4 protein-coding genes are annotated in these 11399 nt (G+C 65.1%); 1 reads left to right on the top strand and 3 read right to left on the bottom strand.

Going from position 1 to position 11399, the window contains the following annotated elements:
• Positions 1–134: 134 nt before the first annotated feature.
• Entirely contained in the window at positions 135–1691 is a 1557-nt protein-coding gene (locus tag AC07T0_RS23970; RefSeq protein WP_495003515.1) for an amino acid ABC transporter permease/ATP-binding protein, read from the top strand.
• 137 nt (positions 1692–1828) lie between these two features.
• On the opposite strand, the gene recD is transcribed toward AC07T0_RS23970, so the two are convergent.
• The 3 genes from recD to recC are packed head-to-tail and all read right to left on the bottom strand — an operon-like array spanning position 1829 to position 11054.
• Complete coding sequence (recD, locus tag AC07T0_RS23965; RefSeq protein ID WP_495003514.1) at positions 1829–3916, bottom strand: exodeoxyribonuclease V subunit alpha; 2088 nt, start codon at positions 3914–3916, stop codon at positions 1829–1831.
• Positions 3913–7599: an exodeoxyribonuclease V subunit beta gene (gene recB, locus AC07T0_RS23960; protein ID WP_495003513.1), complete on the bottom strand. Its 3687-nt coding sequence runs from the start codon at positions 7597–7599 to the stop codon at positions 3913–3915. The genes recD and recB overlap by 4 nt, the downstream gene beginning before the upstream one ends.
• Positions 7596–11054, bottom strand: coding sequence for an exodeoxyribonuclease V subunit gamma (recC, locus tag AC07T0_RS23955; protein WP_495003512.1), 3459 nt, complete (start codon positions 11052–11054; stop codon positions 7596–7598). The genes recB and recC overlap by 4 nt, the downstream gene beginning before the upstream one ends.
• Positions 11055–11399: the final 345 nt, after the last annotated feature.

Genomic DNA, 11399 nt, shown 5'->3' with positions numbered 1-11399 from the left:
CCCCCCCCCCCCCCCCCCCCCCCCCCCCCCCCCCCCCCCCCCCCCCCCCCCCCCCCCCCCCGCTCCCACACAAGCACCGCTCCCACAAGGATGTCATCGCTCAGTAATCGCTCCATTGCAACACCGAGGTATCTATGCAATTCGATTGGCCCTATTTCTTTTCGCTGTTCTCGATGCCGGCGTTCTGGCAAGCCTGCGTCACGGTGGTCGAACTCAGCGCCCTGGCCTGGTTTATCGGCATGCTGCTGGGCTTCTTCCTGGCCTCGGCCAAGCTGTCCGCCTCGGCCTGGCTGCGCCTCCCGGCGGCGGCCTATGTCTGGTTCTTTCGCAGCATCCCGCTGCTGGTGCTGGTGGTATTCGTCTACAACCTGCCACAGCTGTTCCCGGCAACCGGCGGCGTGCTGTCCGACCCGTTTTACTCCGGGTTGTTCGCGTTGGTGGTCACGGAAGCTGCATACATGGCCGAGATCCATCGCGGCGGGCTGATTTCGGTCGCCAGGGGCCAGAAGGAAGCCGGCCGCGCCCTGGGCATCGGCGTGCTCGGGCTGCAACGCTTGATCGTGATTCCCCAGGCCTTTCGTATCTCGTTGCCGACCCTGATCAACGAATACATCACGGTGGTGAAACTGACCTCGCTGGTCTCGGTGATTTCCCTCACCGAGCTGCTCACCGTCGGTCAGCGTCTCTATGCGCAGAACTTCCTGGTGATGGAAACCCTCGGCGCGGTGGCGGTGTACTACGTGCTGATCGTGAGCCTGTTCGGTTGGCTCTTGCAGCGTCTGGAACAGCATCTCGACCTGGGCCAGCGCAAGCCGCAAACCCTCGACGAGAGCACCCTCGCCGGGCTCCGGGCGGCGCAGCCAGCGTTGGCCCAATCGCCACGCGCACAGTCGCTCAGCGGTGCCCCGCTGGCGCTGGACCTGCAGAATATCCACAAGTGCTATGGCAACCATGCCGTACTCAAGGGCATTGATCTGGCGGTCGGCAGTGGCCAGGTGATTTCCATCATCGGCCCATCCGGCTCGGGCAAAACCTCGCTGATCCGCACCATCAACGGCCTGGAAAGCATCGACCAGGGCAAGATCGTGCTCTTCGGCGAGGGCTTTATCACTGCCGCCAATCACCCCAACAACCCGCGGATTCGCCAGGGTGTGCGGCGCATCGGCATGGTGTTCCAGAACTTCAACCTGTTCCCCCATCGCTGCATCCTCGACAACATCACCCTGGCGGCGCGCTACCACGGTGTGGCCCGCGAAGTGAGCGAACAGCGGGCCCTCGCCTTGCTCGACAAGGTCGGCCTGCTGGCCCATGCCCGCAAGTACCCGCATCAGTTGTCCGGGGGTCAGCAGCAGCGGGTGGCGATTGCCCGGGCGCTGGCGATGGAACCGCAGATCATGCTGTTCGACGAACCGACCTCGGCACTCGACCCGGAGCTGGTCGGGGAAGTACTGAAGGTGATTCGCGAGTTGGCGGATGAGGGGATGACGATGCTGATCGTTACCCATGAAATGGATTTCGCCATGTCGATTTCCGATCGGGTGGTGTTCATGGAGAACGGTGTGGTGCAGTTGGACGCCAGCCCACGGGCGATTCGCGAGGAGTCGCAGGGCGAGCGGGTGCGGCGGTTCATGGGGATTGAGGGATCCGCGCAGCAGGGTGGGTTGGAAGCCTTGGCATCAGGGGCAGTCTGAGAGATGCCGCGTGACCTCACGGGCCTCTTCGCGGGCAAGCTCCGCTCCCACAGGCGTTGTGTCGTACACAAGTCTTGAGCTCGACACGGACACTGTGGGAGCGGAGCTTGCCCGCGAAGAGGCCGGCACTGACACCACTAACTCAACTCCAGCATCAATCCGCTGAGCCGCTTGACCTTGCGCGCCACCGCCTCTTCGAACACCCCGCTGCGGGGCTCGATCAGGCTGAACCAGTCCTTGGCCCGGGTGATCCCGGTGTAGATCAATTCCTTGGTCAGCACCGGGTTCAGCGCCTGCGGCAAGATCAGCGCGGTATGCGCGAACTCCGAGCCCTGGGACTTGTGAACCGTCATGGCGTACACCGTTTCCACATCGTTCAAGCGACTGGGCAGGACAAAGCGCACCCCGCCCTGCCCGTCATTGCGCGGGAAGGCCACGCGCAGCACCGGCTGGCCGGTCTCGGGCCCGTCGCGCTCGGGCAGTTTCAAGGCGATGCCGATATCGCCGTTCATCAGACCCAGGCCGTAGTCGTTACGAGTCATCAGCACTGGGCGGCCTTCGTACCAATGCTGGTCGCTGTCGATCAGCCGATGGGCGAACAACGCCGCGGTAATCCGCTGATTCAAACCTTCGACGCCCCAGGCACCCTTGCGCACGGCACAGAGCAACTGGAACTCGTCGAAAGCCTGGAGCACCGTGCGCGCCCAATCGGTCCAGCACGCATCCGCCAGGTCGCTGCCGGCGGCGGGACGCTGGCTGTGCAACACCCCGAGGTAGTGCCGGTAGCCTTTCGGACCGGAGCCTTGGCCGTCCAGCACCAGGCGTTCGAATTTCCTGTCCTGCTCGCCCTTGAGCGCCAACGCAAACAGGTCCGCGTGACTGCCCGCCGCCAGCAACGCCCGCGCCTCGTCCGCCGCCTGGCGGTTGACCAGACGGGCCAACTGGCCGATGCCGCTGCCTTCGCCGAAGCGCCGCGAGTGACGCAACATCACCACCTGCTGGGCCAGCGGATGGCTGTCATCGAGGTCCTCCTGCAAACCACCGTCGCCCAGTTGTTCGCCACTGACGGCCTGCAGCCAGCCACGGGTCCGTGCGCTGTACCAGCCGTCCTCGGCATCCCGGCAGAGGTCGCCCAATACCGCACCGGCTTCCACCGAGGCCAGTTGGTCCTTGTCGCCCAACAGCACCAACCGCGCATGCTCAGGCAAGGCGTCGAGCAGGTTGGCCATCATCTCCAGGTCGATCATCGACGCCTCGTCCACCACCAGCACGTCCAGCGGCAGGCGGTTGCCGGCGTGGTGGCGGAAGTGCCGGGTACCGGGCCGACTGCCCAATAAGCGGTGCACGGTGGTGACGTCGCTGGGGATCTTGCCGCGCACGCCAGCGTCGATATCCAGCGAGCGCACCTGCGCGCTGATGGACTCGGTCAGCCGCGCGGCAGCCTTGCCGGTGGGCGCCGCCAGGCGAATACGCAAGGGTTTTCCCGCCGCCACCGCTGGTGCCTGGAGCAAGGCCAGCAAACGCACCACGGTGGTGGTCTTACCCGTACCGGGGCCACCGGTGACGATGCTGAACGCGCCGCGCGTGGCCAGGGCACAGGCGAGTTTCTGCCAGTCGATGCGGGCGCCGGGCATCGCTGCGCCGAACAACGCGGTCAGGCGTTGCGCCAGGTCGTCCGGGGTTTCTTCCTGTTCGGCCAGACGCCGACGCAGGGCCTCGTCGATACGTCGCTCGTAAGCCCAGTAACGGCGCAGGTACAGGCGTCGTCCGCTGAGCACCAGCGGACGCTGCGCGGCCTCGATGCCCGGTTCGTCCGCCAGCGCCACCAACGGGCTGGTTTGCAGCGATCGACACCAGCGCTCGCCGTCCAGGGCCACCAGCAGTTGCGACGGCAGCAACAACGCCCCGTCCTGCACATCGCCTTCCGGCGGCAGCGACAGGGCGAAGTCCGGTTCCTGCAAGGTGGCGAACAGATCAAGGCAGACATGCCCGTGTCCCAGTTGGTGGCTGGTCAACGCCGCCGCCAGCAACACCAGCGGATCAGCCTCGGGATCAAGCTCGTGGAGAAAGGCCACGAAAGCCTTGTCCAGCGCCCGCAACCAACCCCGTTCAACCCAGCGTTCCAACAGCAACAGCAAGTCCGCCGCGCGGCTCAGGGGCGTCAGTTCAGCCAGGCTGTCGTCGCCCTGCGCGGTCGGCAGGATTTCCGAAAAGGAACGCTTCATAACAGACTCCCCTGCTCCCAGACGGGCTCGCCGCGGGGTACTGGTTTACCCTGGAACAGCAGGTCCAGGTGCTCGATCAGTTCACGCGGCGGCCGGGTGAAAAACACCCCCTGGCTCGGCGCCCGGGTACCGCGCAGGAACAGGTACAAGGCGCCGCCCATATGCCGGTCGTAGTCGTAATCCGGCAACCGCACCTTGAGCTGGCGATGCAGGGCCAGCAGGTAAAGCACGTATTGCAGGTCGTAACGGTTATCCAGGATCGACAGGCTCATCGCCTGCTCGGTATAAGCCGCGTCATCGACGCCCAGCCAGTTGGATTTGTAGTCCGCCACGTAGTAGCGCCCCTGGTGTTCGAACGTCAGGTCGATAAAGCCCTTGAACATGCCATTGAGCAAGATCGGCTCGGCCTTGGCTCGGGCGACGCCGCCGTGGGTGTGGCGACGTACCAGTTCGTCGACCTTGAGCACATCGACCGTGTGGCTGGCGAACCAGAACTCCATTTCCACCCGGTAGGCCTTCAGTTCCCTGAAGACCACCGGCGGCTGATCGTTGCCCAGGCTTAAAGGGGTTTGCAGCAGGTCGGCGAGCCAGTCGCACAGGGCCGTGATCCAGCCTTTCCAGCCACGCAGGTTGCAGCGTGGCGCGACGGCTTTTTCGATCAGCATGCGGTCGGCATTAAAGCCTTCGTCACCGGCCCATTCGAGCAGGCCATGGAGAAAGGTGCCGGGGTTCGGACCACGGGGGAAGCGGTGAATATCGCTGCCGCTCGGCACCAGGTCGCGGGGCGCGGCCGGGTCGAGGCGTTCGTCGTCGAAGAGTTTTTGCGCCTGGGGGCTTTCCGGCGCTTCGTCAGTATCGGCACTCTGCGCCTCGCCGATGCGCAAGGCGCTGTAGGAGGCGATCCACCAGTACTCGGAAGCACTGCGCTTGGGCAGGCGTGGGGCAAGCAAGAGCGCTTCATTGCGCGGCGGCTGGAAGGCTTCGGTGGTGGCCGCTGGCAGTGACTCATTGGCCAATGCCGGGCAACCTTCCTGCAAGTCCAACAACCAGCGTTCAAGGCCGGCGGACTCACCCAACACAGTACCACCACCGAGCAGATAACCGAGGGCGGACAGATGCAGTACTGAAGCGTTGTGGTTACCGCGCTTGAGATCGGCCACCCCCAGCCAGCAAGCATGTCGGGCCCGGGTCAGGGCGACGTAGAGCAGGCGCAGGTCTTCGGCCAGGCGCTCGTCGTCGGCCTGGACGATCAACTCGGCAGTGGGTTTCAGGCTGACCTGGGCCTTGCGCTCGGCATCGTGGTAATGCAGTGGCAGGCGACTGCCATCCACCGGTTTGACCGAGCAGATGAAAGGCAGGAACACCAGGGGGTATTCCAGGCCCTTGGACTTGTGGATGGTCACCACCTTGACCAGTTGCTCGTCACTTTCCAGACGCAGGATCTGTTCTTCGCCCGCCTGGCCGGAGGACGCCAGGTGCTCGCCGAGATGGCGGATCAGCGCCTGTTCGCCGTCGAGTTCAGCGGCCGCCTGTTGCAGCAGTTCGGACAGGTGCAGCAAGTTGGTCAGCACCCGCTCGCCGTCACTGCGGGTCATCAGTGCCTGGGGCAAGTGGAAGTCATGGATCAGCCGACGCAGCATCGGCAGCACGCCCTGCTTGCGCCAGATCTCACGGTATCTACGGAACTGCATGACCCGCTGTTCCCAGGCCAACTCGTCCTGGTTGAGACGCTCCAGTTCAGCCAGTGGCAGGTTCAGGGTGATGCAGGCCAGGGCTGCCCGCAACGGGCGCTCGACATCCGGCTCGGCGCAGGCCTTGAGCCAGGCCAGCAGATCATGGGCCTCCTGGGCGGCGAATACCGAGTCCTTGTCCGAGAGGTAAACGCTACGTACGCCACGGCTCGCCAGCTCACCACGGACCGCCTGGGCTTCCTTGCCGTCACGCACCAGGATCGCGATATCGGAGGGCAACACGCCCTTGAGCACGCCGTCGCGGACAAAGCCGGTTCGCTGCTGTTGGCCACCGTTGAGCAACTCGACAATGCGAGTGGCGCAGGCCGCAGCCAACTGCTGGCGATACAGCGCGCCGGACACCGGTTGCTCGGTCGCCAGTTGCCAGAGGTTGAGCGCCGCCACGGGCTGGCCGTCGATCTGCAAGACCTCCTTACGCCCCTGGGCGGCCACCGGCAGAAATGGTACCGGGTTCTCATCACCCTGACGAAACAGGAACGCGCCACGCCCCTGCTCGCGTTGCTCGGCGCGCTCGAAGACGTGGTTGACCGCCGTGACCATCGCCTGGCTGGAGCGGAAGTTGGTACCCAGGGTATGCAGCCGACCAAGGGTGGCCTGGCGCGCCCGCAGGTAGGTGTAGATATCGGCGCCACGGAAAGCGTAGATCGCCTGCTTCGGGTCGCCGATCAGGAACAGGCCGCACTCGGGGCTGTTGCCTTCGATGCGGTAGATACTTTCGAAGATCCGGTACTGAACCGGGTCGGTGTCCTGGAATTCGTCGATCAGGGCCACCGGGAATTGTTCGCGGATCAGGCTCGCCAGGCGTTCGCCGCCGTCGCTCTGGAGCGCCGCGTCGAGACGCAGGAGCATATCGTCGAACCCCATCTCGGCCCGCCGGCGTTTCTCTTCCTCGAAGCGCGCGCCGACCCAGCGGGCGGCGTGTTCGAGCACGGCGGCGTCCGGCGTGGGCAAGGCATCGAGGCTGGCTTTCAAGCCGGACATGGCGTCGAGGGCCGGGTGGCTTGGTGGCTCGCCCTTCCAGGCTTCGGCCAGGCCGGCGGCGGTCAGGCGACTGAAGCCGGTACCGATATCCAGTTGCTCCTGAGTCTCGTCCACGGCCCAGGCGCTGAGTTTCTCGAACCAGGGCTCGAAGTAGCGCGCCTGCATCTTGCGCCCGTCGACGCTCTTGTTCGCCACGCCTTGCAGGCAGATATCGCGCAGTTCGGCGGCCCATTGCCGCCAAGGTGTCTTGAGCTGCACCAGGGCCTGGCGACGCTCCTGGATACAGGCTTCGATCAACTCGGCCGGTTCCTCCAGGTTGTCGTTGCGCCGTTCGCTGCCGAACAACGCCCGCACCCGCGGCAGCAGTGCCGCCGGCCCCCCCCAGTTGGCCCGGACCCAGTTCAACGCATCGCCGTGCATCTTGTAGCAGAACAGGCGCCAGTAATCGCGCAGCACTTCGCCGAGCAGTTCGCTGTGGTCGGTTTCCAGGGTCTGGGTAAACAGGCTGCCGCTGTCGAAGGCGTGTTCGCGCAACATGCGCTGGCACCAGCCGTGGATCGTCGATACCGCCGCTTCGTCCATCCACTGGGCGGCGATATCCAGGCGGTTGGCGCAGGCCGGCCAGTGTTCAGGCGGGTATTCATCGCGCAGTTGGGCAATCAGCGCATCGGTGGCCGCTATCTCATCGCGAAAGAACCGCGCGGCTTCCGCCAGGCGGGTGCGGATACGGTCGCGCAGTTCCTGGGTGGCCGCGTCGGTAAAGGTCACCACAAGGATTTGCGGTGGCAGCAGCTCGCGGCCGAAACCCGAGTCCTCGCCGCCATGGCCGAGGACCAGGCGCAGGTAGAGCGCGGAGATGGTGAAGGTCTTGCCGGTGCCGGCACTGGCTTCGATCAGTTGGCTGCCGCGCAGCGGGAAGGCCAGCGCCAGGGGGGTCTTGTTGTCGGTCATGAGCGCGCCTCCTCGGCAGCGAGAGAACGCCACGGCGCTTCGAACAGCGGCCGATAGAGCGCATCGCACCAACCTTCGAATTCCTCGCTGGCAATCAGCGCGTTGTAGTCGGCGAACTGGCGGGCCAGGGCCGCGCTTTCCCGACGCTCGCCCTCGCTGTTCACGCCATCGCCGTCATAGGCCTTGCGCGCCGCGTCCTGGGCCTTGAGCGGGTCCGATTGGGAAAGCCAGGCAAAGGCGGTCTTTACCGCGACCGGTAGCGGACGGCGCATCCCGGACTGCCAGGCCAGCAGCAGATTGCCGAGAATCTTGGCGGCTTGCTGCGGTTCGAATGGTGGCAGCAGCAGGGTGTCGTCGCTGGCTACCAGCGCGGTGGTCATCGGCAGTTCGCAGGCACAGGCCAGCAGGTGGTCGACCCAAGGTTTGGTCAGGCGATGCCATTTGCGCGTCTTGATCGAGCCGATGCTGTTGGGGATGGTTGTCACCGCGAGCAGGCCGCCGTCACTGCGTTGATGCAGGCCGCTCAGCCAGCCTTCCACCCGGGTGGCGCCGCTGTCGAAGGCGACGGGCACGGCACTGGTCAGTGGGGTCGGCCAGAGGCTGAGCAGTTGTTGATAACGTTGCAGCAAATCCGGCAGCGGTTCGATCAGTTCATGTTGCAACAATTCACCGAAGCCGGCCATGGGCAACAGGCCGCTGGCTTGCAAGCGCTGGGCTTGGTGCTGCAGGGCCTGGTCCGGGTTGTCCGCCTGGAGCAGCGCCGCTTGCAGCAAGCTGTCACTGAGGCTGTAGCGTTGCAGGGCGTCGAGCACGAACGGTTCCTCGTCGGCCAGTGGAGCCTGGGCCGCTTCGAAGAAGACCTTCAGACGCTGGCTGAAAAAGTGCCGGACCGGGTTGCGCAGGAAATCCTGGAGCTGGGCCAGGGTCAGCGGTTCGTCCTGCTGATAGGCGTCGAGCTCGCTGATCGTTTCGTTCGGGCTCTGAGCCTCATGCAGTTGCTGCCACTCGCGGGCATAGCTGAACAGCTCGGCATGGCTGTCATGGAAGTAACGGGCGCTGAAGGGTTGCAGCGGATGCGCCTGGGTCAGGCCGTTGAGCAGTTGCTCGCCGTCACCGTCCGGCAGTCGCCAGCCAGCGGCGAGGTGGTCGCGCAACTGACCGATCAGGACCGAGGCCGGGCGCTCGCTGTTGTCACGGATGCTGTGACCGACCCAGCTGATATAGAGCTGACTGCGGGCCGAGAGCAGGGCTTCGAGCAACAGGTAGCGGTCGTCTTCACGCCGTGAACGGTCGCCGGGACGGTAGTCGCTGCCCATCAGGTCGAAGTCCAATGGCGGCTGGGCACGGGGATAATCGCCGTCGTTCATACCCAGCAGGCAGACCAGCTTGAACGGAATGGCACGCATCGGCATCAGGGTGCAGAAATTCACCGCGCCGGCGAGGAAGCGCTGGGACAGGCGGCCCTGATCGAGACCGGCCAACCAGGCTTCGCGGACCACGGTCAGTGGCAGGACTTCCTCCAGGTTCACCGCCGCGCAGGTTTCCAGCCAGTCGGTGCGCAGTTGTTCGAGCTGGATCAGCAGGTAGTCGTCGTGCTCGGTGCTGGCGAGGAAAAACAGCTGGATCAGTGCGTGCAGGCGCTCGCCCCATTGCTGCGGGAGGGCCGGCTCGGAGAGTTCCTGGTGGGCGATTTCCAAGGCGTCGAGCAGGGCCACCAGCGGACCGATCAAGGCCGCGTCGAGGCCGCCGATCTCGTCGTAGGGCTCGATGCCTTCGCAAGCCTCGCCGCTGCCGACCGCGTAGCCCAACAGCATGCGCCGCAGGCCGAACTGCCAGCTGTTCTGCTCCAGCGCGTCGGGCAGGCCGAGGCCGGCGCGTTGTTCGGCGTTCATGCCCCAGCGCACGCCGGCGCCTTCGATCCAGCGATGCAAGGTCGGTAGGTCACGCTCTTGCATATTGAAGCGGGCGCGCAAGGCCGGGACGTCCAACAAGTCGAGGATCTCGCTGACCGGGAAGCGGCTGTCAGGCAGTTTGAGCAGGTGCTCGACGGCAATCAGCAATGGATCGCGACCACGCTGGCCCTGGTCGGCCAGGGTGAAGGGGATAAAGCGTGGGTCGTTGCGTTCGAGCTGGCCGAACACCGCGCGGATATGCGGGGCGTAGCTGTCGATATCCGGGACCATGACAATGATGTCACGCGGTCGCAGGTCCGGCTCGGCACTGAAGCGTTCGAGCAGTTGGTCGTGGAGGATTTCCACTTCGCGCTGGGCGCTGTGGGCGATGTGGAAACGGATCGATGAGTCCTGCGCCAGATCGATGGCCGGCCAGTGTTCGCGGGTTTCGTTGAGCGGGCGCAGTTCGAGGATATCGTCCTGCAATTGATTGAGCAGGGTCGTCGGCGTGCTGTCACTGAACAGGTCGATACGGCCGTCGCGGAAAGCCGCGCGGTAGCTGGCGGGATCGTCGTAGCTGTCCAGCAGGTTGATGTAGTCGCGCCCCTGCTTGCCCCAGGCGGCCAGCAGCGGATGCGCGTGCTGGTGCAGGGTTTGCGGGTCGAGGGCCAGCGGCATCCCGGCTTTGCGGCTCTGGCGTTTGTACTGATTACGCAGCAGGTCCTTGTCGGCGACGATATCGGACCAGTGATGGCGGCAGGGGTTGTGCACACAGAGCAGCACCTGGCTGAAACGAGCCAGTCCGGCAAGGGCTTCGAGGGCCTGGGCCGGTAGCGAGGAGATGCCGAAGACGATGACTCGCGGCGGCAGGCCCGGTGGCGCGCTTTCTAGCTGGTTGATCCGCTCGATAAAGCGCTGGTGCACGCCGGCCCGGCTCTGGGCCATGCCGGATGCGCCGACATCCATCAGCAAGGCGCGCCATAACTCGGCCTGCCAGCAATTGGCCGGTGGTAGCGGCTTGATCTCGCCACGACCGCTGCGCAGTTGATGGCGGCCGGCGGCCCAGTCTTCCAACCAGTCGGCGCGGTAGACCTGATATTGGTCGAACAGATCGGCAAGACGCTCGGCCAGTTGGTAGCGTTTGCGCAGGTCGGTGTCGTGGGTGAGGAAGCGCTGCAGTGGTTCGAAGTGCGGTTGGTCGATCAGCTCCGGCAGCAGGCGCATCAGGCGCCAGGTCAACGGGCCTTTGTCGAGCAGGGATTTGGCCGGGATCTCGTCGCGGCCCAGGACCATGCGATAGAGCTGCCACATAAAGCTGCCGGGCAGTTGCACATCGATGGCGGCGGCGATGCCGCAGCCGCCCTGGTCGTCGTCTTCCGGGTCTTCGGCCAGGGCGAGTTTCAGCCACTGGGCGATACCATTGCTCTGCACCAGGGCGATTTCGTTCTCCAGGGGTGCCAGGGGATAACGTCGCATGACGTTGATCACCAGGCTGCGCAGTTCCTCGGGGCTGTTGCTCTGCACCACCATGAAGGCGGGGTTGAGTGAGGTCGCGTCCGGCATGCCGACTTCCTTGGAGAATTCAAAACGAAGGCAGGACTTTAACACCTCCGGCGCGGCCAATCCCCTTGAGCCTTGCAGCGCCTATGCGGCCGCCATCGCCGGCAAGCCGGCTCCTACAAAGACCGGGCACGACGCTATCCCTGTGCTGGAACACTTGCCCCCTGTGGGAGCCAGCTTGCTGGCGATGGGGCCCTTGAGCCTTGCGGTGGCTATGCGGCCGCCATCGCCGGCAAGCCGGCTCCTACAAAGACCGGGCACGGCGCTATCCCTGCGCTGGAACACCCGCCCCCTGTAGGAGCCAGCTTGCTGGCGATGGCGATCGAACAGTCGCCACAGGAGGCCGGA

Source organism: Pseudomonas sp. GW821-FHT04D07 (assembly GCF_059420225.1).
Note: the sequence above shows the minus strand (reverse complement) of the source record. Positions and strands in the feature narration are given on the sequence as shown.

Coding starts and splice junctions, on each gene's coding strand:
- AC07T0_RS23970 (WP_495003515.1), top strand. CDS start 135: ATGCAATTCGATTGGCCCTATTTCTTTTCGCTGTTCTCGATGCCGGCG.
- recD (WP_495003514.1), bottom strand. CDS start 3,916: ATGAAGCGTTCCTTTTCGGAAATCCTGCCGACCGCGCAGGGCGACGAC.
- recB (WP_495003513.1), bottom strand. CDS start 7,599: ATGACCGACAACAAGACCCCCCTGGCGCTGGCCTTCCCGCTGCGCGGC.
- recC (WP_495003512.1), bottom strand. CDS start 11,054: ATGCCGGACGCGACCTCACTCAACCCCGCCTTCATGGTGGTGCAGAGC.